Raw genomic sequence first — 25721 nt, 5'->3', positions numbered from 1 at the left:
GGCGGGAGTGTGACTCCCGCCTTTTTTTCGCCTCTCGTTTGTAAGATGCCAGGAACCGCACCGTGACGACTCTTGAACACACCATCGGCAATACCCCGCTGATTAAGCTGCAGCGCCTGACGCCAGCTAACGGCAGTGAGGTCTGGCTCAAGCTGGAAGGCAATAATCCGGCGGGCTCGGTAAAAGATCGCGCGGCCTGGTCGATGATTAATCAGGCGGAGCTGCGCGGTGAACTTTCACCCGGCGATCAGCTGATTGAAGCAACCAGTGGGAATACCGGCATTGCGCTGGCGATGATCGCGGCGATGAAAGGCTACCGACTTCGCCTGCTGATGCCGGACAACATGAGTCAGGAGCGACAGGATGCGATGCGTGCTTATGGCGCAGAGCTGATTCTGGTGCCGCGACAGCAGGGCATGGAGGGTGCACGCGATCTGGCACTGGCGATGGCGGCGCGTGGTGAAGGCCGGGTGCTGGATCAGTTTAATAATCCCGATAACCCGCTGGGTCACTATCAGACTACCGGGCCGGAGTTGTGGCAGCAGTCGAACCAGCGCATGACCCATTTTATCTCCAGCATGGGTACCACCGGCACGATCACCGGCGTGGGACGTTACCTGAAAGAGCACAACACGGGCGTGCAGGTGATCGGTTTACAGCCGAGTGAAGGCAGCAGTATTCCGGGCATTCGTCGCTGGCCGCTGGCCTATCTTCCGGGGATCTACCGGCCCGACTTAGTGGATGATGTGATGGATATGACGCAGAAAGAAGCGGAAGAGACCATGCGGGCGCTGGCGCGCCGTGAAGGCATTTTCTGCGGTGTCAGCTCAGGCGGTGCGGTGGCGGGTGCACTGCGTATTGCGCAGGCGAACCCGGGCAGCGTCGTGGTAGCGATCGCCTGCGATCGCGGCGATCGTTATCTCTCGACCGGACTCTATCATCAGTAACCTCTGCTGATGCGGAAATCAAGCCTGTGCGCGCGTTTGCTGCCCACAGGCTTTTTTTTAGCCAGGATTTCCCGTGCCGGATAGACTGAATCTGTAAGGATCGCGTAAATCAGGCTGCGCGAATGCCCGGCACAGGACAAAATAGCGCCAATTCCAGTGAGAGATAACCATGAAAATTTTGCTTGTTGATGATGATGTCGAATTGGGCACGATGCTAAGCCAGTACCTGATCGCTGAAGGGTTCGATGCCCAGCTGGTGCTGACCGGCAGCGCCGGAATTCAGGGCGCGCTCTCTGGCGATTTCACTGCCATGATTCTGGATATTATGCTGCCCGACATGAGTGGCATCGATGTGTTGCGTCAGGTGCGCCAGAACAGCCGGATACCGGTGATCATGCTGACTGCCAAAGGCGATAATATTGATCGCGTGATCGGCCTTGAGATGGGGGCGGATGACTATATGCCTAAACCCTGTTATCCCCGTGAACTGGTCGCCCGCCTGCGCGCGGTATTGCGCCGTTTCGAGGAGCAGGTACCGCAGCCGGATGCCAAAGAGCCGCTGCGCTGGGGAGGCCTGACGCTTAATCCTGCCACCCGCATGAGTGAATGGCAGGGTAAAACATTTGATCTGACAGCATCAGAATTTAATCTGCTGGATTTGCTGCTGCGCGCGCCGGACAGGGTTGTGTCAAAAGATGAGCTCTCTGAAAAGGGGCTGGGCCGTCCGCGTGAAGCCTATGACCGCAGCGTTGATGTGCACATCAGCAACATCCGTCAGAAACTCAGCGCACTGACCGCTGACAGCATCAATATCGAAACTGTTCGCAGCATCGGTTACCGTATTCGATGAAACAGAGTTACCGCGGACGCATGTTCTGGAAGATCTTTATCGGCTTCTGGCTCGTTTTTATCATCATGAGCCAGCTTATCTGGCTCGGTTTTTCGCTCTCCGGTAAACGGCATGAACCGCCTGAAATTATGGCTATCCGTCGCATTGTGGATCTGCAGATGACCTCTGCTGCATCGGTACTGGAGCGGGGCGGGCCTGATGAGCTGAATGCGATGCTGTCGGACTGGGATGAAACTGACCGTCAGTTCTTTCACGTCACGCAGCAGACTAAACCGCTACAATCACAGGACAGCGGCAACCTGGATTTCAGAGGCCGTCTTCCTGAAGAGGTGGTGCGCCGGGTACACGGCGCGGATGGAAAAGAATATCAGCTGCGCTACGACCTGGATGGCATGCGCATGAACAGCAAACAGAACATGATGCCGCGGAAATTTCTGAATATCCCCGAGCCGATGTTTGTCTTCGCCGGGTCGGTGGGGTTGCTGTTCAGTCTGCTGCTGGCCTGGAATCTGACGCGGCCCATGCGTCAGTTGAGGGAGGGATTTTCCCGCGTCGCCGAGGGTGATTTAAGCGTGCGTCTGTTCCCGATTATGCGAAAGCGGCACGACGAGATTTCAAATGTCGCTGAAGCGTTTGATGCCATGGTTGAGCGGCTTGATACCCTGGTGCGCGCCCGTGAAGAGCTGCTGCACGATATCTCACATGAGCTTCGTTCACCACTGGCGCGGCTGCAACTGGCGACCGGACTCGCCAGACAGACGCCAGAAAGCGTAAACAGTTCGCTTGATCGCATTGATGAAGAGGCGCGGCGGCTGGACAAAATGATCGGTGAACTGCTGACGCTGTCGCGAGCTGAACATGAAAGCATCCCGGATGAGCAATATTTTGACCTGACCGGTTTGCTGGAGGCGGTCATCACCGATGTCCGCTATGAAGCACAGATCCCTGGTGTACAGGTGGAGTTAAAGGTTGACGAGCGGGGCGACTACACCGTGCGGGGCAATGCGGAGCTGATACGGCGCGGGATCGAGAACGTCTTACGCAACGCGCTGCGCTTCTCTTTGCCAGGGCAGCGGATTGAGGTCGACTTACGCGCTGAACAGCAGTGGCTGGCGATTCAGGTACGCGATCAGGGGCCAGGTGTCGATGAGGAGAAACTCTCCAGCATTTTTGACCCGTTTGTGCGGGTAAATTCGCCGCTGATGGGTAAAGGTTATGGTCTGGGACTGGCTATTGTGCGTAAAGTGGTGCTGGCGCATCATGGTGAAGTTGAGGCGCGGAACCGGCCAGAGGGCGGACTTGAACTGACGCTGCGTCTGCCGCACTGGCAGCCCTGAAAACCTGTACCGCAGAAACGATAACGGCACCCGCAGGTGCCGTTATGTTATATACGAATGCTTACTTTTTGATGCGAATCACCGGCGTTTCGCCGACGGTGACCTGACCAGACAGCTTAATCAATTCCTTGATTTCATCCATGTTGGAGATGACAACCGGTGTCAGGGTTGATTTTGCTTTCTCTTCCAGCAACGGCAGATCGAACTCAATAACCACGTCGCCTTTTTTGACCTTCTGGCCTTCTTCAGCGATGCGTTTGAAGCCTTCACCTTTCAGTTCAACCGTATCGATACCAAAATGGACGAACAGCTCAATGCCGTTGTCTGATTCGATCGAAAAAGCGTGATTGGTTTCAAAAATCTTGCCGATAGTGCCATCAACAGGCGCAACCATTTTGTTGCCGCTGGGTTTGATCGCAATACCGTCGCCCACGATTTTTTCTGCAAACACCACATCTGGTACGTCTTCAATGTTCACGATTTCGCCCGACAGAGGCGCTACGATGTCGATTGTCCCAGCGCTATCCGTTTTTTCGCCAAAAAGTTTAGAAAACAAACCCATGATCTTCTCCTAAGCAGTAATTTGGGGCCAGCATCATGCAGGTTAGCAGAGCGTTTTTTCCTTAATGAACTTGTTAACCAGGTTCATTAAGTCTTCCGCTGTCGGTTGAGCCAGTGCCTGCTCTGCCAATGCCTTCGCATCTTCAAAATTAGTATTACGAATGATTTTTTTGATGCCAGGGATAGAAATGGCACTCATGCTGAACTCGTCCAGCCCCATTCCCAGTAACAGTAGTGTAGCACGTTCATCACCTGCCAGCTCACCACACATGCCGGTCCATTTACCTTCAGCGTGAGATGCATCAATGACTTGCTTGATTAAGTTAAGCACAGACGGCGTCATTGGGTTGTACAGGTGCGAGATCAAATCATTACCACGATCGACCGCCAGAGTATACTGCGTCAGATCGTTTGTCCCAATACTGAAGAAGTCGACTTCTTTCGCCAGATGATGGGCAATGACGGCTGAAGCCGGGGTCTCTACCATGATGCCGACTTCAATGCTTTCATCAAAGGCTTTACCTTCATCACGCAACTGCGCTTTCAGCAGTTCCAGTTCCGCTTTCAGGCTGCGTACTTCTTCAACCGAAATGATCATCGGGAACATGATGCGCAGTTTACCGAAGGAGGAGGCGCGCAGGATGGCACGCAGCTGTGCATGCAGAATCTCTTTGCGGTCCATCGCGATACGGATAGCACGCCAGCCGAGGAACGGGTTCTCTTCTTTTGGCAGGTTCATGTAAGGCAGATCTTTGTCACCGCCGATATCCATGGTGCGCACGATAACCGCCTGTGAGCCCATCGCTTCAGCAACGGCTTTATACGCCTGGAACTGCTCTTCTTCACTTGGGAGAGAGTCGCGATCCATGAACAGGAATTCGGTGCGGTAGAGACCTACGCCTTCCGCGCCGTTACGCTCCGCACCGGCGATATCGCGCACAGTACCGATGTTGGCACAGACTTCAACCTGATGGCCATCCAGCGTCACGGCTGGCAGATCTTTCAGCTTGGCTAATTCATGTTTTTCGGACAGATACTGATTCTGTACGGCTTTCAGTTCTTCCTGAATCGCTTCGGAAGGATTGACGTGAATCGCATTGTTAACGCCATCCAGGATCAGGAAATCGCCGTTTTTAACCGTGACGGTTACATTGCCGGTGCCGACAATGGCCGGGATTTCCAGCGAGCGCGCCATGATTGAGGTATGTGAGGTACGGCCGCCCAGATCAGTGATAAAGCCCAGCACCTTTTTCAGGTTCAGCTGTGCGGTTTCTGACGGCGTTAAATCTTTGGCCACCAGAATAGATTCGTCCGGAATAGCGCTCAGGTCGACGATGTGCAGACCGAGGATGTTTTGCAGCAGACGCTTACCGATGTCACGCACGTCAGCCGCACGTTCTTTCAGATATTCGTCATCTAATTCTTCCAGTGCTTTCGCCTGGCCATCAATGACCGAGTAAGCAGCAGCATCAGCAGTCGCGTGATCTTTTTTGATCAGGTCGATGATTTCCTGCTCCAGCTCTTCATCTTCCAGCAACATGATGTGGCCTTCGAAGATGGCTGCTTTCTCTTCACCGAGGGTTTCACCCGCTTTGACGCGAATCGCTTCCAGTTGTAATGCCGCTTTGCTGCGGCCATCGAGGAAGCGCTGAACTTCCTGCTCAACCTGATCATCAGAAATTTTCTTGCGGTTGATGACGATCTCGTCTTCTTTCAGCAGCAGTGCTTTGCCGAAAGCGATACCTGGTGATGCTAAAATGCCTGAAATCATAACGCTACCTTTTAATCACGATGGCTGATGGGACTCTTTGCGGTGCCATTGTCGCGGGACACGTACTCTACGAAAGCAATAACGCGGACAGGTTGTCCGCGATCAAGATGTTTGCACTCAATGGCGCAGAGGAGTCGATTGGCTGGCGAGCTGAGCGGAGATTACTCCAGTTCAGCCATCAGTTTGACCAGATGCTCAACTGCTTTCTGTTCGTCTTCACCTTCCGCGGAAAGAGTCACAACCGTTCCCTGGGTTAAACCCAGCGTCTGCAGTTTGAACAGGCTTTTCGCGCTCGCTGATTTGCCGTTAGAGGTCACGGTGATTTCTGACTGGAAAGCTTTGGCTTCTTTAACGAATTGCGCAGCTGGGCGAGTATGCAGACCGTTTGGTGCAGTAATGGTAACTTCTTGCTGGAACATTCTATTTCCCCAACGTTATCAGGATGAGTGTTATGGATCTAAAGTCTAGCCTGGAGCCTTCACTTTAGCCTGTGTAGGTGCGCGGGTATAGCTTCATGCTGACCAAAGACGCGCATGCGTCAAATCTACAATCCGTTGCGTCTCAAAACCGATTCTACACGTCACCGGTTAATTATGCCGTGATTCGCCGTTTCACTGAATCCGTAAATCGATTCAGCTTGATCCACTTCAAGCGCGGATTAATTTCAGGCATCGAAATAATTGGCAGTCTGAATACCAGATCGGCATCACTGAAATCAATCTGCCGGGTGATGAAAGTGAGATCTGCACCACAAAAAAGCACCCGGATGGGTGCTTTTTTCGACATTTTCAGACTATCGGCTCCGGCTACTGCAGCTCTTTTTCAGTGAAGAGATCAGCGAACAGCGCGGTACTCAGATAGCGTTCGCCAGAGGAGGGCAGAATCACCACGATGTTTTTGTTGGCGAAGGTTTCGTCTTCCTGCAGCTTCAGCGCGGCGGCGACAGCAGCACCGGATGAGATACCGGCCAGGATACCTTCTTCTTCCATCAGCCTGCGCGCCGTGCTGATCGCTTCTTCATTGGTAATGGCCACCACGCGGTCAACCAGGTTCAGTTCCAGATTGCCCGGAATAAAGCCGGCACCAATACCCTGAATTTTATGCGGGCCGGGTTTGATCTCTTCACCCGCCAGCGCCTGCGCAATCACTGGCGAATCGGTCGGCTCAACCGCGACAGTAATCAGATCTTTTTTGCCTTTGGTGTTTTTGATGTAGCGACTCACGCCGGTCAGCGTTCCGCCTGTGCCGACACCCGCAATAAAGACATCCACTTCGCCATCGGTATCTTCCCAGATTTCCGGGCCGGTGGTCTTTTCATGGATTTCCGGGTTAGCCGGGTTGCTGAACTGCTGCAGCAGCACATATTTGTCCGGGTCGCTGGCGACAATCTCTTCCGCTTTGCCGATGGCACCTTTCATGCCTTTAGCACCTTCGGTCAGAACCAGCTTCGCGCCCAGCGCTTTCAGCAGTTTACGACGTTCCACCGACATGGTTTCGGGCATGGTCAGCGTGAGTTTATAACCGCGCGCAGCGGCAACGTAGGCCAGGGCGATACCGGTGTTACCGCTGGTCGGTTCAACCAGCTCAATGCCGGGTTTCAGAATACCGCGTTTCTCTGCGTCCCAAATCATATTGGCACCGATACGACATTTGATGCTGAAGCTCGGGTTACGGGATTCAACTTTCGCAAGAATGCGGCCGTTACCGATGCGGTTCAGTCGAACCAGCGGCGTATGACCAATTGTCAAAGAGTTGTCTTCATAGATCTTACTCATAGCCTGCCCTTAACTGTATGAATTATTGGGAACCCTATGAGCATACCTGTTCTGCCAGGGGGCGGAAGGAAAGAAATCGTATATCTATATGTCCCCCGGCAATAAGCCCTGCAAAAAAGAGCATAAGGCGCGCTGATAAGTTTAACGCACCTCACTGCGCGCCAGCTGCGGTCGGTAGCGATCGACCCACATGGCGGTGGCACCGCAAACGGCAACCGGCATAATCACGAGGTTCAGAATCGGAATCATCGTGAACAGGCTGGTGAGTGCGCCAAACTGCATATTGGCTGTTTTGTGCCGACGCAGGGCGTTTCGCATTTGCTGAAACGGCACTTTGTGGTTGTCAAACGGATAGTCGCAATACTGGATGGATAACATCCAGGCACTGAACAGGAACCACAGCACCGGGGCAACCGTCTGACCAAAGCCAGGAATAAAGTAGAGCAGCAACAGTCCCAGCGCGCGGGGCAGGTAATAGCCCAGTTTTTGCATCTCGCGCTTCATGATGCGCGGCACATCTTTAAGCATTCCTGCCCAGCCGCTGTCGGGCAGAGGCTTACCGGTCAGGCGTCCTTCGAGCTGCTCGGCCAGCAGACCGCAGAAAGGGGCGGCAATCAGGTTTGCCAGCGTCGAGAAGAAGTAGCTGAACACCAACACAATCGCAATCACCGACAGCGGCCACAACAGATAGCTCAGCCACTGCAGCCAATCCGGAATATGGGCCATCAGGCGCGGGATCCAGTCACCGAGACGATAAAACAGCCAGACGAATGCGCCACCGAGCATGATCATGTTAATCAGCAGTGGCATCACTACAAAGCGGCGAATGCCAGGCAGACGGACCAGTTTCCAGCCCTGGCTAAAGTAGTGCATGCCGTTAAAATCTGAGACCGAATTCTCAAGGGCCATAAAGCCATTTCTCCTGAAAGTGTTGAGGCGCGCCCACTATAACCTGGCTTTTTTTCCAGTCCAGGTGCCGTTTGGGTAAAAAAACAGCGAAAAAGCGTGTGTTGCCTATCTTATTTGTCAGAAAATAGTGCACAGACTTGCACTTGTGTAGCAGGGCAAATACAGTTAGAGGATAAAGTTTGCCGCGGTGGCAAGGTATTGGAACAACAGAGAATACAATGATGCAGGATTTGCGTCTGATATTAATCGTTGTTGGCGCGATCGCCATTATAGCGCTCCTTCTTCACGGGCTGTGGACCAGCCGTAAAGAGCGTTCGTCAGTGTTCCGCGATCGCCCGCACAAACGTCTGAAACAACGTGAAGAACATGATGAGCAGGACCTGATTGACGACGAAGACGACGGCGTCGGCGAGGTTCGCGTTCGTTCTGATCGCAGCACACATCAGGAACCGCGATTCGATGAGATTCGTGAGCCACAGCCAGAAGCGCCGCGTAAGCAAGCGCCTGCTGAGCCTGTGCGTCAGCCTGCGTCACGACCCGCACCGCAACCTGAACCAGAAAGCGATCCGCTTTTCAACACGGCACCGCAGCCTGCTCCGCAGCCGCGCTCTGAACCTGCTCGTCAGCAGCCAGCGCCGACTTTTGTCGCGCCGCCAGTCCAGGCTGACCCGCTGCTGGATCTCGATCCGCTGGAATCTGTCCAGCCCGCTCCGCAGTACCAGGCTGAACCTGAGCCACAGCCTGAAGTGACACCGGCTCCCGCGCCTGCACAGCCTGCAGCGAAAGCGCCAGCGGAAAAACCGAAAGAAGCGGTACTGGTACTGCATGTTGCAGCCCATTCGGGCGGTGAGCTGAACGGTGAGGCATTACTGCAGGGTATCCTGCAGGCGGGCTTCCAGTTTGGTGAAATGAACATTTTCCATCGTCATCTGAGTCCGGCAGGCAGCGGGCCGGTTCTGTTCAGTCTGGCTAACATGGTTAAGCCGGGCTCGTTCAACCCTGACCTGATGACCGATTTCAGCACGCCAGGCATCTCTATCTTTATGATGGTGCCTTCTTATGGTGATGCGAATCAGAACTTCAAGCTGATGCTGCAGTCGGCACAGCGTATCGCTGACGACGTTGGCGGTGTCGTGCTGGATGATGAGCGTCGTATGATGACGCCGCAGAAGCTGGAAACCTACAAAGCGCGTATTCGCGATGTGGTTGGTGTCTGAGCTCTGCGCTAACCGCTATCTGAATTGTTAAAACAAACCCCCGCCTGTCGGGGGTTTTTTATCTGATGGGGCTATATGAAATCCGTCCAGGATCACATCACCGAACTGCGCACCACGTTGCGCCATCACGAATATCTCTATCACGTCATGGATGCGCCGGAAGTACCGGATGCTGAATACGATCGTCTGATGCGCGAACTGCGTCAACTGGAAGAGGACCATCCCGATCTCATCACCCCGGACTCGCCAACGCAACGTGTGGGCGCTGCGCCGCTGACGGTATTCGAGCAGGTCCGCCATGAGGTGCCGATGCTGTCGCTGGATAACGCCTTTGATGAAGCCACGTTCATGGCCTTCAACAAGCGGGTGCAGGATCGGCTGAAAAGCAGTGACGACATTACTTACTGCTGCGAACTCAAGCTTGATGGCGCTGCAGTCAGCCTGATGTATGAAAATGGCCTGCTGGTTCGGGCTGCGACGCGCGGTGACGGCACGACCGGCGAGAACATTACCGCCAATGTTCGTACCATTCGCGCTATCCCGCTACGGCTAAAAGGCGACAACATTCCGGCCCGGCTGGAAGTACGCGGCGAAATATTTATGACGCAGCGCGGCTTCGAAAAGCTGAATGAGGAAGCGCGACGCACTGACGGCAAAGTCTTTGCTAACCCGCGTAACGCAGCAGCAGGTTCTCTGCGTCAGCTTGATCCGCGCATTACCGCTAAACGTCCACTGACCTTCTTCTGCTACGGTTTTGGCCTGCTGGAAGGCGGGGAGATGCCGCACAGTCACATGGGGCGTCTGCAACAGTTCAAATCCTGGGGCCTGCCGGTTAGCGACCGCATTAAGCTGGTGCATAACGCCGAAGAGGCCCTGGCCTTCTATCGAGATATTGAGCAACAGCGTCCGAACCTGGGTTTTGATATTGATGGTGTCGTAATCAAAGTAGATTCACAGGCTCTGCAGGAGCAGTTGGGGTTTGTTGCGCGCGCGCCGCGCTGGGCGATTGCTTTTAAATTCCCGGCACAGGAACAGCTGACCTGGGTACGTGACGTCGAATTTCAGGTTGGCCGCACGGGTGCGATCACACCGGTGGCTCGCCTTGAGCCGGTGCAAGTCGCAGGCGTTATCGTCAGCAATGCCACGCTGCATAATGCGGATGAAATTGAGCGGCTGGGATTACGCATCGGAGATCGGGTCGTGATTCGCCGCGCCGGTGATGTAATCCCGCAGGTGGTCAACGTGGTGATTGCTGAGCGCCCTGAAGAGACGCGTGAAGTGGTCTTTCCTGCCCATTGCCCGGTCTGTGGTTCCGAGGTGGAGCGGGTCGAAGGGGAGTCGGTCACGCGCTGCACCGGCGGTCTGATCTGCGGTGCGCAACGCAAAGAGGCACTGAAGCATTTTGTCTCGCGTCGGGCGCTGGATGTTGACGGTATGGGCGATAAGATTATCGACCAGCTGGTGGAGAAAGAGTACGTCAATACGCCCGCCGATCTGTTCCGTCTTACGGCGGGCAAGCTGACCGGACTGGATCGCATGGGGCCGAAATCGGCGCAAAACGTTGTCGATGCGCTGGAGAAAGCGAAGTCGACCACGCTGGCTCGTTTTCTCTATGCGCTGGGCATTCGCGAAGTGGGTGAAGCCACCGCCGCCAATCTGGCTAACCATTTTGGTGAGCTGCAAAAAGTGATGGATGCCGACCTTGAGGCGCTGATTGCCGTGCCGGATGTCGGCAAAGTCGTTGCCGCACACGTGCGTAACTTCATGGAAGAGGAGAGCAACCGTGAGGTTATCCGTCAGCTGACCGAAGAGATTGGCATTCACTGGCCGCAGGTGGTGGTGGTGAAAGCCGAAGAGATCGACAGTCCGTTCGCCGGAAAAACCGTGGTGCTGACCGGTTCGCTGTCGCAGATGAACCGCGATGATGCCAAAGCGCAGCTTATCGCGCTGGGTGCAAAAGTCAGCGGCAGCGTATCGAAGAAAACCGATCTGCTGATTGCCGGTGAAGCGGCCGGTTCAAAGCTGGCGAAAGCACAGGAGCTGGGCATTGAAGTGATTGATGAAGCGGAAATGATCCGTCTGCTGGGTGCCTGAGATGGATGAACATCAGCTGGTGGCGATAGCCAATACGCCTATGCCGTTTGGCAAATATAAAGGGCGGATGCTGATCGATCTGCCTGAGCCTTACCTGCTGTGGTTTGCCCGCAGTGGCGACTTCCCGTCCGGGTTGCTGGGGGATTTGATGCAACTGACCCTGACGATAAAAATAGAAGGTCTGGAGGGATTAGTTAAACCGCTCCAGATCCGTAAGTAATCGTGCCCGCGCAGGCGGGCAATGGTTTTACTTCTGTGACTCCATCACCGAATCCTTAACCTTCAGAACCTGCTGTTTCTCATTGGTCCTCTTGTAGCGTCCGGCGATAAACGAGCAGACCATCAGCTGTACCTGATGGAAAATCATCAGCGGCAGCACAATAATTCCCACGGTACTGGCCGGGAACAAAATGTTCGCCATCGGCACGCCATTCGCCAGACTCTTCTTCGAACCACAAAACAGCACCACAATCTCATCGGCGCGTTTAAAGCGGAACAGGCGCGAGGCCAGCAGGTTGATAATCAGCACGGCAGTCAGCAGGATGATGGACCCCGCCACAATCCACAGCAGCGTAATCAGGCCAACGCGATGCCAGATGCCGTTCACCACGGCTTCACTGAAGGCGGAATAGACTACCAGCAGAATCGAAGTCTGGTCAGTTTTACCAATCAGGCTGCGGTGTTTCTCAATCCAGCCACCAATCCAGCGACGGGAGAGGTGACCCAGAATGAAAGGCACCATCAGTTGCAACATAATCTTGCCGATCTGCTCCAGACCATCACTCGGGGCGCTGCTGTGAATATCCATCACCAGGTTCACCAGCAACGGCGAAATAAACACACCCAGCAGGCTCGACGCCGAGGCGCTACATACCGCTGCTGCGACGTTACCGCCCGCCATTGAGGTAAATGCGATGGCAGACTGGACGGTAGCCGGCAGGATACAAAGGTAGATAAAGCCGGTATAAATTTCCGGACCGACATCAACCGGATGCCACCACACCAGCAGCAGACCCAGCGCCGGAAACAGCACGAAGGTGCTGAACATAATCCACAGATGCAGTTGCCAGTGACTGCTGCCTGCGATGATCTTTTCACGCGAAAGTTTGGCACCGTGCATAAAGAACAACAGCGCTATCGCTGCCGTCGCAAGGTAGCTGAAGATATCGACGTAGATTCCTTTCGCTGGCAGGAAGGAGGCCAGCAGCACGGTGATGATGAGTTTAATCATCATCGGATCGAGTTTTAAAAAGCCCATTGTTAAAATCCGGTAAATTTTTCAATAGCGCGATTGTGCGACAAGTAGTTTTAGAAATAAAATTGATTTATTGAATTAATCTATGAGCGAAATTGATGAATTACACCCTGCGTCAGCTTCGTACCTTTATTGCGGTGGCCCACTACGGTGGTTTCAGTCAGGCAGGGCAGGCGATAGGTCTGAGTCAGTCGGCGGTGAGCCACAGTATTAAAGAGCTGGAGGCGGAAACCGGCGTGCGGTTGCTGGATCGCACCACGCGTGAGGTGATGCTGACGGAGGCGGGCAAACAGCTGGCATCACGCATGGAGCGCCTGCTGGAGGAGGTTCATACCACATTGCTGGATATCCGCAGTTTTGGCGAGCAGCGCAGTGGCACCGTCAGAGTCGCCGCCAGCCAGACTATTTCCGCGCACCTGATGCCGCAATGTCTTGCCGCCAGTCAGCACCATTTCCCCGATATCAAAGTCATCCTGCACGATCGCGCCCAGCAATGGGTGCTGCAAAGTGTGCGTAACGCCGAAGTCGATTTCGGAATCGTGATTGGGCCACTCAGCGACAGCGATTTCGATAGCATTGCGATTCTGGATGAGCCTTTCCTGCTGTTATGTCGTGAGGATGATCCGCTGGCGAAGGTGGAAAGGGCTGAATGGGCGATGCTGGATGGCCGCACCATGGTATTGCAGGATTACGCGTCCGGCAGTCGGGTTTTGATTGATGCGGCAATGCAGCAGCAGAATATCAGGGCTGAAGTCGTGCAGGAGATTGGTCATCCCGCCACGCTGTTCCCGATGGTACAGGTGGGAATCGGCATCAGTATTCTGCCCGCGCTGGCGTTACCCTTACCGGCGGATCGCGCACTCACGGTGCGGCGTCTCTATCCGGAAATCAATCGTAGCCTGACGCTAATCAAACGGAAAAACCGTTCGCTGACGCCTGCCGCAGAAGCCATATGGCAGGAAGTGCGCCAGCAGGCGGCGCTGCTGGCGCAACAACGCGCGGTTAAACCGGCATTTTAAATATAAACATCAACTTTGTTAGTATCGGTAGGGCGGTTAATCCCGTCCGCTTTGATCTCACTGGCGGGAGCACTGTCACTTTTTGGCTGATCCTGCTCAGCCTGTTTCTGTTCCAGCTGCGCAATCTGTGCCTGCAGCATGGTGATTTGTGACTGGTACATCTGCTGCATCTCAGACTTCTGTTCGTCAGTCAGCTCTTTATTGTCAGCCAGCTCCTTAACCTGCGTTAACACACCCTGAATCTGTTTATTCAGCGCAGCGACCTGCGAGGCCACACTGCCGTTGCCGCTGTCACCATTACTGACCGCACCGCTTAAAATTCCGGAAATTGAAGACATCATTTTCTCCCTGTAAGTCGTCACATACGTTATCGGCACGCTGCGAAACGACTTGAGAGCTGAAATTGTTAAGGTTGCGAAAAGGTGAGAGCTTATCGGTTACGCCAATGTCAGTGCAGCAGAAAAAAACAGGCAGCAGAAAGGGCTAACAGACAGCAGATAAGTTTAAAGCGAGGGGGAGCGCAGGCCTGTAGCGAAGCATCGCGGGACAGGGACAAAACGCCGGGAGCGTTTTTGAACAACGCAAAGCGTTGGCCCGTCTGCGGGCGCACCTCAGGGATGAGGTGCGTAATCGCCCGCGCTGAGCCTGCCATGGATGGCGTTTTTGCGTCTTTGCGAAAGGCCTGTGCTCCCTGAGCCAGCACGCTTTTTTAAAGACTGAAGTCGCAGAAAATGGCAGCTCAGATTTAAGTCATGCTTAAGTCAGTGCAGCAGAAACGAAAAAAGCGCCTGAAAGGCGCTTTATTCTGAATTGGTGGGTCGTGCAGGATAGCCTCGGCCCATCCGGGCCTCGCCCTCCGGGTGATGCTGTCGCATCAGCCTGAATCGCATAGCGATTCAGTCGAACCTGCAGCAGGTTCTCATCCTGCACGGTGAAGTCCGTGCTCCGGAAACGAAAAAAGCGCCTTAAAGGCGCTTTATTCTGAATTGGTGGGTCGTGCAGGATAGCCTCGGCCCATCCGGGCCTCGCCCTCCGGGTGATGCTGTCGCATCAGCCTGAATCGCATAGCGATTCAGTCGAACCTGCAGCAGGTTCTCATCCTGCACGGTGAAGTCCGTGCTCCGGAAACGAAAAAAGCGCCTTAAAGGCGCTTTATTCTGAATTGGTGGGTCGTGCAGGATAGCCTCGGCCCATCCGGGCCTCGCCCTCCGGGTGATGCTGTCGCATCAGCCTGAATCGCATAGCGATTCAGTCGAACCTGCAGCAGGTTCTCATCCTGCACGGTGAAGTCCGTGCTCCGGAAACGAAAAAAGCGCCTGAAAGGCGCTTTATTCTGAATTGGTGGGTCGTGCAGGATTCGAACCTGCGACCAATTGATTAAAAGTCAACTGCTCTACCAACTGAGCTAACGACCCGAAGTGGTGGGTGATGACGGGTTCGAACCGCCGACCCCCTCCTTGTAAGGGAGATGCTCTACCAACTGAGCTAATCACCCATATCTTCATACCTGTTCACTGCGGGCACCCTGTTAAGAGTGGTGGGTGATGACGGGTTCGAACCGCCGACCCCCTCCTTGTAAGGGAGATGCTCTACCAACTGAGCTAATCACCCATATCTTCATACCTGTTCACTGCGGGCACCCTGTTAAGAGTGGTGGGTGATGACGGGTTCGAACCGCCGACCCCCTCCTTGTAAGGGAGATGCTCTACCAACTGAGCTAATCACCCCCGCTGTGTGGAGTCGCATTATAGGGATAGTTGATTTTGAGTCAACGCTTTTTAAAACATAAATGTGCGTTCGGTTTATTTTTAAACATCCTGTCGCGCTTTTAATCAATGTGCTGGTTTTACTGGCAGAAAAGCCCCTTTTCCCGGAAGGGAACCTGCGGCCACGCATTGAGGATTCACCGTCAGATGCTAGAATGTGCCCACTGTTTTTTCGCGTCTAACCTGTTTTTTGTCATCCAGACAGAGAACCCGCGCATCTAAGGCAATACTCAATGAAAATCAAAACACGCTTCGCGCCCAGCCCGACCGGCTACCTGCATGTTGGTGGCGCCCGTACCGCACTTTATTCCTGGCTCTTTGCGCGTCATAACCAGGGCGAGTTCGTGCTGCGCATTGAAGATACCGATCTGGAGCGCTCCACGCCGGAAGCTATCGAAGCCATCATGGATGGCATGAACTGGCTCAGCCTGGACTGGAATGAAGGCCCTTACTACCAGACTAAGCGTTTTGATCGCTACAACGCGGTCATTGATGAAATGCTGGAAGCGGGCACGGCATACAAATGCTACTGTTCTAAAGAGCGTCTGGAAGCCCTGCGTGAAGAGCAGATGGCCAACAACGAAAAGCCGCGTTACGACGGCCGCTGCCGTGACAGCCATGAACATCATGCCGATGATGAGCCGTGCGTGGTACGTTTCCGCAATCCACAGGACGGTTCGGTCATCTTTGACGACCAGATTCGCGGCCCGATCGAGTTCAGCAACCAGGAACTCGATGATCTGATTATCCGCCGCACCGATGGTTCCCCCACCTATAACTTCTGCGTCGTGGTAGATGACTGGGATATGGGCATCACGCATGTTATTCGCGGTGAAGACCACATCAACAACACACCACGTCAGATCAATATCCTTAAAGCGATTGGCGCGCAGGTTCCGGTCTATGCCCACGTCTCAATGATCCTGGGCGACGATGGCAAAAAGCTCTCCAAGCGTCATGGCGCAGTAGGGGTGATGCAGTATCGGGATGATGGCTACCTGCCGGAAGCGCTGCTCAACTATCTGGTTCGTCTGGGCTGGTCGCATGGCGATCAGGAAATTTTCAGCGTGCCTGAAATGACTGAGCTGTTTACTCTGGACGCCGTCAGTAAGTCTGCCAGTGCGTTCAACACTGAGAAACTGCAGTGGCTGAATCATCACTACATCAATACGCTGCCGCCAGAATATGTGGCGACGCATCTGCAGTGGCATATTGAAGAGCAGAAAATTGATACCCGTACCGGGCCGGAACTGGCGAAACTGGTTAGCCTGCTGGGCGAGCGCTGCAAAACGCTGAAGGAGATGGCGGCGTCCTGTCGCTACTTCTATGAAGACTTTGCAGAGTTTGATGCCGATGCCGCGAAGAAACATCTTCGTCCGGTGGCGCGTCAGCCGCTGGAAGTCGTGCGCGATAAGCTGGCCGCAATCACTGAATGGAACGCTGAAAACGTCCATCAGGCGATTCAGAGCACCGCAGATGAGCTGGACGTGGGGATGGGTAAAGTCGGCATGCCGCTGCGTGTGGCGGTAACCGGCGCCGGTCAGTCACCGGGTCTGGACGTCACTGTTGCAGCGATTGGCCGCAGCCGCAGTGTGGCACGTATTGAGCAGGCTCTGGCCTTTATCAGTGAGCGTGAAGCACAGGCTTAATAAACACAGCCGGAAGCATCACGCTTCCGGTTTCTTTACTCTTCACCAATTCCCAGACGCTGCATAACGCCCTTAATCCCTTCACGTAAGATTAATGCGGTGAACTGATCCTGTTCATCCTGACTCATTTGCTGGATGGAACTTATCAATAACGCAGGTAAAGAATTAGCCACTGCACCATAGGTCGCTGGGGGCTCGTTGAGATTGCGTGTTGACTGAATAAAACTTTTTACGCGTTCATCAATATGAATCAGACGTGCCTTACCGCCTTGTACACCGGGCTTTGGCGTGGTTGTCCAGTTCTCTCGCTTGATCCATTTGTTCACCGTTTGCCGACTGTAACCCGTTTCTGCAGCCAGCTCTTCGGGAGTAAGCCATTCCTTTTTCACGATGCTGTCCCTGTTAAATACATTAGCGGTACATATTACAGCAAAACGTAACGGGGGAAAGTAACTGAAGCTGAAATTGCCTTTTGTCTTTTGACAAAAGGCAAAGCAGGATTACTGCGGGTTGCTGGCAGGTTCTGCGGCAGGGCGGAAGGCAAGGAAGTAAGCCAGGCCAACGAAGACGGCACCGCCCACAGCATTGCCCAGGAAGACGGCAACAAAGTTAGGGAGATACTCTGCCCAGCTCATCTGACCGGCAAAAATGGCGGCCGGAATGATAAACATGTTGGCGACAACGTGCTGGAAGCCAATGGCAACAAACGCCATAACCGGGAACCACATGCCGAAGATCTTGCCGACCACATCTTTACTGGCAAACGCCAGCCACACCGCCAGACACACCAGCCAGTTACAGCCAATGCCGGAAATAAAGGCGTGCAGGAAATCGGCATGGACTTTTGCAGAGGCAATCGCAACGGTCTTTTTCAGGTAATCGCCTTCTGTCATGCCCAGCATATGGCCAAAGAACCAGGCGACCGCCACGCTGCCGAGGAAGTTCGCCAGGGTCACCCAGAACCAGTTTCGCGCCACGCTCATAAAGCTGATACGGCGGGCAAACCAGGCTACCGGCAGGGTCATCATATTGCCGGTCAGCAGCTCACCACCCGCCAGCACGGTCATGATGATACCCACCGGGAAGACAGCCGCGCCTAACAGGCCACCAAATGAGCCCCACTCAGCCGGCAGGGTGTTAATCACGTGAAGATCCAGCAGGAAGCCGGTCGCAATAAATGCGCCCGCCATAAAGCCGAGAATCAGGAGGATGCTGACAGGCGCACGGCTTTTGGCCACGCCTGACTGGATCGCCAGTTGTGCGATTTCTTTAGGTGTATGCAGCGACATAGTATCTCAATAGTTTTTTATGATTAATGGGACGATAACGCCTGGTGGACGCGTGGTGTGCGGGAGAGGGTCCCGGTGACCACTAAATTAGCGGGCTAAGTTTTGCACGCGAAAAAGACGAAGACAAGAAAATTCCTATAACATATTTAACCGGGAATTAACCTGACGGCAGACTGAATAACAGTTAAAAAACGGTCCTGCCTGACCAGACACGATTTTCACCTGCAGCATGCTGCTGAAACTTCGCAGGTTGCCGCCTTTTTCAGCGATCAAACAGAGAATGTCATTTTGCCGTTGACACCCTGGAGGCGGTTTCATATTATGCCGTCCGTCGCTTAACGCGACAGTTTTTCGGTTCGGGGCTATAGCTCAGCTGGGAGAGCGCCTGCATGGCATGCAGGAGGTCAGCGGTTCGATCCCGCTTAGCTCCACCAAACTTCTTCCCAAAAGTTTGGCACTGAAAAACGAGTCCAGATGTGGGGGTATAGCTCAGCTGGGAGAGCGCTTGCATGGCATGCAAGAGGTCAGCGGTTCGATCCCGCTTATCTCCACCATTTTCTGACACGTCGTTGTCAACATCCTTTCTGCTATCTCTTTCATTCGCCTTCTCGTGCGGATAAAAACCTTATTGCTTTAATATTCACGCCACGCTGCTGCATACGCTCAGGCGTTTCAACGGGCATGACCTTCCGGGACGCGGTGCTGTCTCTCGCGCATGGTTTAACTGCAGATGTGACTTTGTTGTGCGACGTGAGAAGTGACGCCTGTGGGCGAACCAGCGGGGAGCAGAGCAGGAATGGCGCAGAAAGAAGAGGGCGAGAGACACTCGCCCTTTATTGCTTAGAAACTTATCAGAACGCCAGAACCAGACCGGCGATAGCGGCGGAGAGCACGCTGACCAGCGTAGAACCGTACAGCAGCTTCAGGCCAAAGCGCGAAACCACGTTACCCTGCTCTTCGTTCAGACCTTTAATCGCGCCGGCCACGATGCCGATTGAAGAGAAGTTGGCGAACGACACCAGGAACACGGACAGAATACCTTCTGAATTTGGCGACAGCTGACCCGCGATTTTCTGCAGATCCATCATGGCTACAAACTCATTCGACACCAGCTTGGTCGCCATAATGCTGCCGACCTGCAGCGCTTCGCCAGAAGGCACACCCATCATCCAGGCAAACGGATAGAAGACAAAGCCGAGAACGCCCTGGAAGCTGATACCGAAAATCAGATCAAACAGCGCATTCAGACCTGAAATCAGCGCGATAAAGCCAATCAGCATGGCCGCAACGATAATCGCGACGCGGAAACCGGCCAGGATATATTCGCCCAGCATCTCAAAGAAGCTCTGACCTTTATGCAGATCCTGCAACTGCAGGTCTTCTTCGTTCTCAACACGGTAAGGGTTGATCAGCGACAGCACGATAAAGGTACTGAACATGTTGAGCACCAGTGCAGCGACCACATATTTTGGCTGCAGCATCGTCATGTAGGCTCCGACGATGGACATTGATACCGTCGACATTGCGGTCGCAGCCATGGTGTACATGCGGCGCTGTGACATCTTGCCCAGAATATCTTTATAGGCGATGAAGTTTTCTGACTGTCCCAGTATCAGAGAACTCACGGCGTTGAATGATTCCAGTTTTCCCATGCCATTGACTTTCGACAGCACGGTACCGATACCGCGGATAACCCACGGCAGGATACGGAAATGCTGCAGAATACCGATCAGTGCAGAGATAAAGACGATTGGGCACAGTACGTTAAGGAAGAAGAAGGCGAGGCCTTTATCGCTCATGTTGCCGAAGACAAAATTGGTTCCCTGAGCCGCATACTTCAACAGATGGTCAAAGAAGCCCGCGAAGCCTTTGACGAAACCCAGTCCCGCTTCTGAGTTCAGGAAGAACCAGGCGAGCACAATTTCAATCACCAGTAGCTGTATAATGTAGCGAATGCGAATGCTTTTACGATCGTGACTGACCAGCAAGGAGAGTATCCCGACCACCACCAGTGCTAAAAGAAATTGCAAAATATGGGACATGGTTGCTCCAAATTTGAGGAGGGTTGTATTTTGTTGCGTATTCTATGTAACGCGTTACTTAAAAACGAGATCTGAACCACAATATAAGTATTCGCTATCGCTATATTTTCCAGAAAAGTTCCAGAGATCACGTCCTCTTTACAAACCATTCACTTCAGATAACCACATAATTATTGTCTATATTTTACACGGGGCGTAGAGTGACACTATTGCTCACATTTTTAGCAATCACCTCCTTTACTGTAATGTATAGCAATGGCTATACTTTATAGCAGCATCTATTACATCGATAACAATAAACGAATTTTACTTGCACATGCCAACCCCTAAGCTGCCGGGGCAGGCAAATGTTCAGACAGGGTACCGGATATGTTTGAAAGTCGTACCGCCGAGCGCGCCGCTCGCGGAGTCAGAAAAGTCAAACTCGCACTGCTGGGCCCCGCCTTTATCGCCGCTATCGGCTATATCGATCCGGGCAACTTTGCGACCAACATCCAGGCGGGCGCTGCTTACGGCTACAAATTGCTGTGGGTGGTGGTGTGGGCCAATATCATGGCCATGCTTATCCAGCTGATGTCTGCCAAGCTGGGGATCGCCACCGGCAAAAATCTCGCCGAGCATATCCGCGATCGCTTTCCTCGTCCCGCCGTCTGGTTTTACTGGGTGCAGGCGGAAATTATTGCGATGGCCACCGACCTGGCGGAATTTATCGGCGCGGCGCTGGGCTTCAAACTGCTGCTCGGCATCTCACTGATGCAGGGCGCGGTACTGACCGGCATCGCCACGTTCCTGATATTGATGTTACAGAGCCGCGGTCAGAAACCGCTGGAGCGGGTGATTGGCGGACTGCTGCTGTTTGTGGCGGCGGCCTATATCGTCGAACTCTTCTTCTCTCAGCCCAGTGTCAAAGAGCTGGTGATCGGCATGGCGCTGCCCGCGTTACCCACGTCGGATGCTGTATTCCTGGCGGCGGGTGTGCTGGGTGCGACCATTATGCCGCACGTGATTTATCTGCACTCCGCGCTGACGCAGGGCAAAAGTGAGGACAGCAAAGGTCAGCGGTACTCCTCAACTAAACTGGATGTGGCGATTGCCATGACCATCGCCGGATTTGTTAACCTGGCGATGATGGCGACCGCGGCAGCGGCCTTCCACTTCAGCGGCCACAGCAAAATCGCTGAGCTTGACCAGGCCTATCTCACGCTGCAACCGTTGTTAGGTCAGGCGGCGGCAACAGTATTTGGGCTGAGCCTGGTGGCTGCCGGACTTTCCTCAACGGTGGTCGGAACGCTGGCGGGACAGGTGGTGATGCAGGGCTTTATCCGTTTCCATATTCCGCTCTGGGTGCGGCGTACGGTAACCATGCTGCCTTCCTTTATTGTTATCTGGGCTGGCTGGGATCCAACAAAGGTGCTGGTGATGAGTCAGGTGCTGCTGAGTTTCGGTATTGCGCTGGCGTTGATTCCGCTGCTCTCCTTTACCGGCAACCGCGAGCTGATGGGCGATGATATGGTTAACTCGCGTCTGATGCAGAACACCGGGCGACTGATCGTGCTGCTGGTGATTACGCTGAATCTTTACCTGCTGGTGGGTGAAGCGCTGGGGCTATAAGGGTTTCTGGAAACAAAAAAACGCCCGGCATTTGCCGGGCGTTTTTTATTAGTGGCGATCGTGTCCGTGATGATCGGGACCACCAGGCCCAAAACCACGCGGGCCAGGACCACCACGGTCATGACGATCCCAGTCACGATCGCGGCGATGCTGATGATCCCAGCGGCGCTCACGGTCGCGCTCATGCCAGCGACGTTCACGCTCCCACTGCTGCTGACGACGCCACTCTTCGTGTCGCCACCAGCGGCGTTCTTTATAGGAATAACGATCATTCCACCAGCGTGGTTCACGCCAGCGACCGCCATCCCAGTAATAACCACGATTGTCGCGATCGCCCAGATTCAGCGTAACGCCGGGGGCCAGAGTAATAGAGGCACTGGAGGCCTCAGCTGTGTGATTTGCCAGCGGCGACAACACCGCCAGCAGGGCAGCAAAAATAAGTGCTCTTTTCATTATATTCTCCTCATCAACAGTCTGATGCTGTTGCGGCGCAGTGATTATGCCTGCGTAATGCTGTCGTTACCGCATCATTGTGTCGGAAGATTGTGAGGAAATTGGGGAGAGAAAGGGGATTGAGACTATTCTGGTGAGAAAACACCCGGCCTGCGCCGGGCGGGGAAAAATTACAGCAGGGCCGCGTCAATCGCCGCTAACTCCGTGTCGCTGAACTGACGTCGGGCGAGCATTGCCACCGCGTCATCAATCTGAGCCGTTTTACTGGCACCAATCAGCACCGAGGTGACACGATCGTCGCGCAATACCCACGCCAGCGCCATCTGCGCCAGCTTCTGCTCGCGCTGCTGCGCAATCACATTCAGCCTGCGGACCTTCTCCATCTTCTCATCCGTCAACTGACTTTCACTCAGGAACTTGCTGCCGCTGGCCGCACGCGAATCTTCCGGGATGCCCTGCAGGTAGCGATCGGTGAGCACGCCGCCTGCCAGCGGCGAGAAGGCGATACAGCCGACGCCCGCATCGCCCAGCGTCTGAATCAATCCCTGTTCAGGCGTTCGTTCAAACATCGAATAGCGCGGCTGGTGGATCAGACAAGGGGTGCCGAGATCGCGCAGGATAGCTATCGCTTCGGCGGCGAGATCGGCCGGATAGTTAGAGAGGGCAGCGTAAAGCGCTTTGCCCTGGCGCACGACATGATCCAGCGCGCGCATTGTCTCTTCCAGCGGGGTTTCCGGATCGGGACGGTGATGATAGAAAATATCCACATAGTCCAGCCCCATTCGCTTCAGGCTCTGATCCAGACTGGCGACCAGATATTTACGCGAACCCCAATCCCCATAAGGTCCCTGCCACATGGTATAGCCCGCTTTAGTGGAGATGATCAGCTCATCACGATGGGCACGAAAATCTTCCCGCAGAATACGCCCGAAGTTCTCTTCGGCTGAGCCCGGCGGCGGACCGTAGTTATTGGCTAAGTCGAAGTGGGTGATGCCGAGGTCAAACGCATGACGCAGCAGCTCACGGCTGTTATCGACCCGGGTACTGTCACCAAAGTTATGCCACAGCCCCAGCGAAATGGCGGGCAGTTTAATGCCGCTGCGGCCGCTGCGACGGTATTGCATCTGTTGATAGCGATCGGGATGGGGGAAAGAGGACATTCAGCGCTCCTGAGTAAAAACGGGCATATGTGCCAAAAGTCTATCAGTGTATACGGTTACACTCAGTGACAGCGCGCAGCAGTTCGCATTTTTACAGAATAATCCGCCAGCGTAACGCCGCCTTTCCAGCCAATGCGGCTGGCGAAAATCGTGGCCCTCCTCGCTAATTTCATCGGCTGTCAGATACTTAACCCAACTCTTCCCTGAAAGGATTGTGCAATGTCCACATTCACTATTGGAGATTACCTGCTGACCCGTCTGCAGGAGATGGGTATAAAGCATCTGTTTGGCGTACCGGGCGACTATAACCTGCAGTTTCTTGATCGGGTCATCGACCATCCGGACATCCGTTGGGTAGGCTGTGCCAACGAGCTTAATGCCGCCTATGCGGCGGACGGCTATGCACGCTGCAACGGTGCTGGGGCGCTATTAACCACCTTTGGTGTTGGCGAACTCAGCGCGATTAACGGCATTGCAGGCAGTTATGCTGAGTATCTGCCGGTGATCCATATCGTTGGCGCACCAGCGACTTCAGCACAGTTACAGGGTGACTGTGTCCACCATTCGCTGGGCGATGGCGATTTCCGGCATTTCATACGCATGGCCGCCGAAGTCAGTGCCGCAACGGCACAACTTACTGCCGATAATGCCACTGCTGAAATTGACAGGGTGATAGAGCACGCGTTACAGGCCCGTCGTCCCGGCTATCTGTCGCTGGCCGTCGACGTGGCGGCTATAGAGGTGCAGCCCCCTGTTCAGCCCCTGAACCCCCATCAATCCTCTTCGCCCGAGGCGCGTCGTGCTTTCCGCGACGCGGCGGAGCGGTTGCTGGCACCAGCAGAGCGCGTTTCACTGCTGGCCGATTTTCTGGCACTGCGCTGGCAGCAGCAGTCTGCGCTGGCCGCGCTGCGTGAAAAGAGCGCAATTCCCTGCGCCAGCCTGCTGATGGGCAAAGGTGTACTGGATGAGCAGCAGCCAGGTTACGTCGGAACCTATGCCGGTGAAGCCAGCGCAGGTCAGGTGTGCGGGCAAATTGAGCAGGTGGATGTGGCGATCTGCGTCGGGGTGCGTTTCACCGACACCATTACTGCAGGCTTCACGCAGCAGTTTGCGCCTGAGCGACTGATCGATCTGCAACCCTTCAGCGCCAGCGTGGGCGAGGAACATTTTGCGCCGTTGTCGATGGCGGATGCGCTTAGCGAACTGCAACCGCTGTTTGAACACTACGGCCAGCAGTGGCAGCCCGCCATAGCACCGTCTGCCGTGCAACCGGATGAACCGGCAGCCGTGATCAGTCAGCAGGCTTTCTGGCAGGCGATGCAGAAATTTCTGCAACCCGGCGACCTGATTCTGGCAGAGCAGGGGACAGCCGCTTTTGGTGCCGCCGCGTTACGACTGCCCTCGCAGGCGCAGCTGGTGGTTCAGCCATTATGGGGATCAATCGGCTATACTCTTCCGGCAGCGTTTGGCGCGCAAACCGCTGACCCCGATCGCCGGGTTATCCTGATTATCGGAGACGGTTCGGCGCAGCTGACGATTCAGGAACTGGGTTCCATGCTGCGTGATGAGCAGCGACTGATACTCTTTTTGCTGAATAATGAAGGCTATACCGTCGAACGGGCCATTCATGGCGCAACACAGCGTTATAATGATATTGCCCCGTGGAACTGGACGGCCTTACCGCACGCACTGAGTCTGCAGGGCCAGGCGCAGAGCTGGCGCATCAGTGAAACCGTACAGTTAGACGAGGTGATGGCGCGACTTTCCGCGCCTCAAAGGCTGTCGCTGGTTGAGGTGGTCATGCAGAAAGAGGATTTGCCGCCACTGTTACGAAAAGTCACCGCCTGCCTGAATCAACGCAACGGCGGCTAAGATTCAGATAGTTGCCGCTGTGCAGGGTGGACTATCGCGGTTAGGCTGTAGCACACCTGAGTAAGACGCTCACCAATCGCACCGGTGAGCGTTGTTGTTTTATGGGCAGAAATTTATAGTGTCCTCCAACTCTTAAGACCCCAA

General features: G+C 54.4%; 23 protein-coding genes, 6 tRNA genes and 3 other RNA genes. 12 read left to right on the top strand and 20 right to left on the bottom strand.

Features of this window, described 5'->3' with window-relative positions; translation table 11 throughout:
* The first annotated feature begins 62 nt into the window (after positions 1-62).
* The 3 genes from cysM (at position 63) to NIM72_RS06985 (ending at position 3134) form a co-directional block, all read left to right on the top strand.
* Positions 63-947, top strand: coding sequence for a cysteine synthase CysM (gene cysM, locus NIM72_RS06995; RefSeq protein ID WP_161735120.1), 885 nt, complete (start codon positions 63-65; stop codon positions 945-947).
* Positions 948-1116: 169 nt separating this feature from the next.
* Entirely contained in the window at positions 1117-1797 is a 681-nt protein-coding gene (locus NIM72_RS06990; RefSeq protein WP_161735117.1) for a response regulator transcription factor, read from the top strand.
* Positions 1794-3134 carry an ATP-binding protein gene (locus NIM72_RS06985; protein ID WP_161735114.1) on the top strand — a complete coding sequence of 447 codons (1341 nt, stop codon included), beginning with the start codon at positions 1794-1796 and terminating at the stop codon, positions 3132-3134. The genes NIM72_RS06990 and NIM72_RS06985 overlap by 4 nt, the downstream gene beginning before the upstream one ends.
* Positions 3135-3195: 61 nt before the next feature.
* On the opposite strand, the gene crr is transcribed toward NIM72_RS06985, so the two are convergent.
* The 6 genes from crr to cysZ form a co-directional block, all read right to left on the bottom strand.
* Positions 3196-3696, bottom strand: a complete 501-nt coding sequence (gene crr / locus NIM72_RS06980; protein ID WP_069728735.1) for a PTS glucose transporter subunit IIA — start codon at positions 3694-3696, stop codon at positions 3196-3198.
* A 42-nt stretch (positions 3697-3738) separates the two neighbouring features.
* The gene (ptsI, locus tag NIM72_RS06975) at positions 3739-5466 is read right to left on the bottom strand and encodes a phosphoenolpyruvate-protein phosphotransferase PtsI (protein WP_161735111.1); all 1728 of its coding nucleotides are present in this window, start codon (positions 5464-5466) and stop codon (positions 3739-3741) included.
* Positions 5467-5627: 161 nt separating this feature from the next.
* On the bottom strand, positions 5628-5885 hold the full coding sequence (gene ptsH, locus NIM72_RS06970) for a phosphocarrier protein Hpr (protein WP_003848868.1): 258 nt from the start codon (positions 5883-5885) through the stop codon (positions 5628-5630).
* Between the two features lie 172 nt (positions 5886-6057).
* A complete protein-coding gene (locus NIM72_RS06965) occupies positions 6058-6252 on the bottom strand; it encodes a hypothetical protein (RefSeq protein ID WP_150012489.1) in 195 nt (64 codons plus the stop codon).
* A gap of 20 nt (positions 6253-6272) precedes the next feature.
* Positions 6273-7241 carry a cysteine synthase A gene (gene cysK, locus NIM72_RS06960; RefSeq protein WP_033733457.1) on the bottom strand — a complete coding sequence of 323 codons (969 nt, stop codon included), beginning with the start codon at positions 7239-7241 and terminating at the stop codon, positions 6273-6275.
* A gap of 141 nt (positions 7242-7382) precedes the next feature.
* Positions 7383-8150, bottom strand: coding sequence for a sulfate transporter CysZ (cysZ, locus tag NIM72_RS06955; RefSeq protein ID WP_161735108.1), 768 nt, complete (start codon positions 8148-8150; stop codon positions 7383-7385).
* A 218-nt stretch (positions 8151-8368) separates the two neighbouring features.
* Here cysZ and zipA point away from each other — a divergent pair, with 218 nt between their 5' ends.
* The 3 genes from zipA (at position 8369) to NIM72_RS06940 (ending at position 11681) form a co-directional block, all read left to right on the top strand.
* Positions 8369-9367 (top strand): cell division protein ZipA, encoded by a 999-nt coding sequence (zipA, locus tag NIM72_RS06950; protein ID WP_253419587.1) that lies wholly within the window; start codon positions 8369-8371, stop codon positions 9365-9367.
* A 75-nt stretch (positions 9368-9442) separates the two neighbouring features.
* On the top strand, positions 9443-11461 hold the full coding sequence (gene ligA / locus NIM72_RS06945) for an NAD-dependent DNA ligase LigA (RefSeq protein WP_161735102.1): 2019 nt from the start codon (positions 9443-9445) through the stop codon (positions 11459-11461).
* Position 11462: 1 nt separating this feature from the next.
* The gene (locus tag NIM72_RS06940; RefSeq protein WP_253419584.1) at positions 11463-11681 is read left to right on the top strand and encodes a DUF3820 family protein; all 219 of its coding nucleotides are present in this window, start codon (positions 11463-11465) and stop codon (positions 11679-11681) included.
* Between the two features lie 27 nt (positions 11682-11708).
* Here the strand turns inward: NIM72_RS06940 and NIM72_RS06935 are convergent, their stop codons facing one another.
* Complete coding sequence (locus NIM72_RS06935) at positions 11709-12719, bottom strand: bile acid:sodium symporter family protein (protein WP_161735099.1); 1011 nt, start codon at positions 12717-12719, stop codon at positions 11709-11711.
* A gap of 95 nt (positions 12720-12814) precedes the next feature.
* Here NIM72_RS06935 and NIM72_RS06930 point away from each other — a divergent pair, with 95 nt between their 5' ends.
* Positions 12815-13735 (top strand): LysR family transcriptional regulator, encoded by a 921-nt coding sequence (locus tag NIM72_RS06930; RefSeq protein WP_253419582.1) that lies wholly within the window; start codon positions 12815-12817, stop codon positions 13733-13735.
* On the opposite strand, the gene NIM72_RS06925 is transcribed toward NIM72_RS06930, so the two are convergent.
* The 8 genes from NIM72_RS06925 to NIM72_RS06890 form a co-directional block, all read right to left on the bottom strand.
* A complete protein-coding gene (locus NIM72_RS06925; protein ID WP_222925460.1) occupies positions 13732-14073 on the bottom strand; it encodes a FlxA-like family protein in 342 nt (113 codons plus the stop codon). The two genes, NIM72_RS06930 and NIM72_RS06925, sit on opposite strands and share 4 nt — an antisense overlap.
* A gap of 473 nt (positions 14074-14546) precedes the next feature.
* Positions 14547-14679: non-coding RNA, RtT sRNA (locus tag NIM72_RS06920), on the bottom strand.
* Between the two features lie 43 nt (positions 14680-14722).
* A non-coding RNA gene (locus tag NIM72_RS06915) (RtT sRNA) lies at positions 14723-14855 on the bottom strand.
* Between the two features lie 43 nt (positions 14856-14898).
* Positions 14899-15031, bottom strand: a non-coding RNA gene (locus NIM72_RS06910) — RtT sRNA.
* 43 nt (positions 15032-15074) lie between these two features.
* Positions 15075-15150 (bottom strand) — tRNA-Lys (locus NIM72_RS06905).
* A 4-nt stretch (positions 15151-15154) separates the two neighbouring features.
* Positions 15155-15230, bottom strand: a tRNA-Val gene (locus NIM72_RS06900).
* A gap of 40 nt (positions 15231-15270) precedes the next feature.
* Positions 15271-15346: transfer RNA gene (locus NIM72_RS06895), tRNA-Val, on the bottom strand.
* A gap of 40 nt (positions 15347-15386) precedes the next feature.
* Positions 15387-15462: transfer RNA gene (locus NIM72_RS06890), tRNA-Val, on the bottom strand.
* Positions 15463-15734: 272 nt separating this feature from the next.
* Between NIM72_RS06890 and gltX the strand changes: the two genes are divergently transcribed.
* Complete coding sequence (gene gltX / locus NIM72_RS06885) at positions 15735-17150, top strand: glutamate--tRNA ligase (RefSeq protein ID WP_161735093.1); 1416 nt, start codon at positions 15735-15737, stop codon at positions 17148-17150.
* A gap of 35 nt (positions 17151-17185) precedes the next feature.
* Here the strand turns inward: gltX and NIM72_RS06880 are convergent, their stop codons facing one another.
* Both NIM72_RS06880 and NIM72_RS06875 read right to left on the bottom strand, forming a co-directional pair.
* Positions 17186-17539 carry a YfeC-like transcriptional regulator gene (locus tag NIM72_RS06880; RefSeq protein ID WP_161735090.1) on the bottom strand — a complete coding sequence of 118 codons (354 nt, stop codon included), beginning with the start codon at positions 17537-17539 and terminating at the stop codon, positions 17186-17188.
* Positions 17540-17650: 111 nt separating this feature from the next.
* On the bottom strand, positions 17651-18439 hold the full coding sequence (locus tag NIM72_RS06875) for a formate/nitrite transporter family protein (protein ID WP_013358647.1): 789 nt from the start codon (positions 18437-18439) through the stop codon (positions 17651-17653).
* Between the two features lie 358 nt (positions 18440-18797).
* On the opposite strand from NIM72_RS06875, the gene NIM72_RS06870 reads away from it, so the two are divergent.
* Positions 18798-18873, top strand: a tRNA-Ala gene (locus NIM72_RS06870).
* A gap of 44 nt (positions 18874-18917) precedes the next feature.
* Positions 18918-18993, top strand: a tRNA-Ala gene (locus NIM72_RS06865).
* 297 nt (positions 18994-19290) lie between these two features.
* Here the strand turns inward: NIM72_RS06865 and NIM72_RS06860 are convergent.
* Positions 19291-20481, bottom strand: a complete 1191-nt coding sequence (locus NIM72_RS06860; RefSeq protein WP_013358646.1) for a NupC/NupG family nucleoside CNT transporter — start codon at positions 20479-20481, stop codon at positions 19291-19293.
* A 369-nt stretch (positions 20482-20850) separates the two neighbouring features.
* Here NIM72_RS06860 and NIM72_RS06855 point away from each other — a divergent pair, with 369 nt between their 5' ends.
* Complete coding sequence (locus NIM72_RS06855; RefSeq protein WP_161735088.1) at positions 20851-22092, top strand: Nramp family divalent metal transporter; 1242 nt, start codon at positions 20851-20853, stop codon at positions 22090-22092.
* A 48-nt stretch (positions 22093-22140) separates the two neighbouring features.
* Here NIM72_RS06855 and NIM72_RS06850 read toward each other — a convergent pair whose 3' ends face one another.
* Together NIM72_RS06850 and mgrA are read right to left on the bottom strand one after the other, a co-directional pair.
* A complete protein-coding gene (locus NIM72_RS06850; protein ID WP_253419579.1) occupies positions 22141-22545 on the bottom strand; it encodes a DUF2502 domain-containing protein in 405 nt (134 codons plus the stop codon).
* Positions 22546-22715: 170 nt separating this feature from the next.
* Positions 22716-23705, bottom strand: coding sequence for an L-glyceraldehyde 3-phosphate reductase (mgrA, locus tag NIM72_RS06845; RefSeq protein WP_161735082.1), 990 nt, complete (start codon positions 23703-23705; stop codon positions 22716-22718).
* A gap of 219 nt (positions 23706-23924) precedes the next feature.
* On the opposite strand from mgrA, the gene ipdC reads away from it, so the two are divergent.
* Complete coding sequence (gene ipdC / locus NIM72_RS06840; RefSeq protein ID WP_253419575.1) at positions 23925-25577, top strand: indolepyruvate decarboxylase; 1653 nt, start codon at positions 23925-23927, stop codon at positions 25575-25577.
* The last annotated feature ends 144 nt before the right edge of the window (positions 25578-25721 follow it).

Source organism: Pantoea sp. B550, assembly GCF_024158165.1.
GTDB lineage: Bacteria > Pseudomonadota > Gammaproteobacteria > Enterobacterales > Enterobacteriaceae > Pantoea > Pantoea alfalfae.
The sequence above is the reverse complement of the archived record's forward strand: the minus strand, read 5'-3'. Positions and strand labels throughout refer to the sequence as shown.

What these genes read in the sequence shown, in the direction of transcription:
- NIM72_RS06990 (WP_161735117.1), top strand. Translation starts at nt 1,117, where the DNA reads ATGAAAATTTTGCTTGTTGATGATGATGTCGAATTGGGCACGATGCTA.
- NIM72_RS06985 (WP_161735114.1), top strand. Translation starts at nt 1,794, where the DNA reads ATGAAACAGAGTTACCGCGGACGCATGTTCTGGAAGATCTTTATCGGC.
- crr (WP_069728735.1), bottom strand. Translation starts at nt 3,696, where the DNA reads ATGGGTTTGTTTTCTAAACTTTTTGGCGAAAAAACGGATAGCGCTGGG.
- ptsI (WP_161735111.1), bottom strand. Translation starts at nt 5,466, where the DNA reads ATGATTTCAGGCATTTTAGCATCACCAGGTATCGCTTTCGGCAAAGCA.
- ptsH (WP_003848868.1), bottom strand. Translation starts at nt 5,885, where the DNA reads ATGTTCCAGCAAGAAGTTACCATTACTGCACCAAACGGTCTGCATACT.
- NIM72_RS06965 (WP_150012489.1), bottom strand. Translation starts at nt 6,252, where the DNA reads ATGTCGAAAAAAGCACCCATCCGGGTGCTTTTTTGTGGTGCAGATCTC.
- cysK (WP_033733457.1), bottom strand. Translation starts at nt 7,241, where the DNA reads ATGAGTAAGATCTATGAAGACAACTCTTTGACAATTGGTCATACGCCG.
- cysZ (WP_161735108.1), bottom strand. Translation starts at nt 8,150, where the DNA reads ATGGCCCTTGAGAATTCGGTCTCAGATTTTAACGGCATGCACTACTTT.
- zipA (WP_253419587.1), top strand. Translation starts at nt 8,369, where the DNA reads ATGATGCAGGATTTGCGTCTGATATTAATCGTTGTTGGCGCGATCGCC.
- ligA (WP_161735102.1), top strand. Translation starts at nt 9,443, where the DNA reads ATGAAATCCGTCCAGGATCACATCACCGAACTGCGCACCACGTTGCGC.
- NIM72_RS06940 (WP_253419584.1), top strand. Translation starts at nt 11,463, where the DNA reads ATGGATGAACATCAGCTGGTGGCGATAGCCAATACGCCTATGCCGTTT.
- NIM72_RS06935 (WP_161735099.1), bottom strand. Translation starts at nt 12,719, where the DNA reads ATGGGCTTTTTAAAACTCGATCCGATGATGATTAAACTCATCATCACC.
- NIM72_RS06930 (WP_253419582.1), top strand. Translation starts at nt 12,815, where the DNA reads ATGAATTACACCCTGCGTCAGCTTCGTACCTTTATTGCGGTGGCCCAC.
- NIM72_RS06925 (WP_222925460.1), bottom strand. Translation starts at nt 14,073, where the DNA reads ATGTCTTCAATTTCCGGAATTTTAAGCGGTGCGGTCAGTAATGGTGAC.
- gltX (WP_161735093.1), top strand. Translation starts at nt 15,735, where the DNA reads ATGAAAATCAAAACACGCTTCGCGCCCAGCCCGACCGGCTACCTGCAT.
- NIM72_RS06875 (WP_013358647.1), bottom strand. Translation starts at nt 18,439, where the DNA reads ATGTCGCTGCATACACCTAAAGAAATCGCACAACTGGCGATCCAGTCA.
- NIM72_RS06860 (WP_013358646.1), bottom strand. Translation starts at nt 20,481, where the DNA reads ATGTCCCATATTTTGCAATTTCTTTTAGCACTGGTGGTGGTCGGGATA.
- NIM72_RS06855 (WP_161735088.1), top strand. Translation starts at nt 20,851, where the DNA reads ATGTTTGAAAGTCGTACCGCCGAGCGCGCCGCTCGCGGAGTCAGAAAA.
- NIM72_RS06850 (WP_253419579.1), bottom strand. Translation starts at nt 22,545, where the DNA reads ATGAAAAGAGCACTTATTTTTGCTGCCCTGCTGGCGGTGTTGTCGCCG.
- mgrA (WP_161735082.1), bottom strand. Translation starts at nt 23,705, where the DNA reads ATGTCCTCTTTCCCCCATCCCGATCGCTATCAACAGATGCAATACCGT.
- ipdC (WP_253419575.1), top strand. Translation starts at nt 23,925, where the DNA reads ATGTCCACATTCACTATTGGAGATTACCTGCTGACCCGTCTGCAGGAG.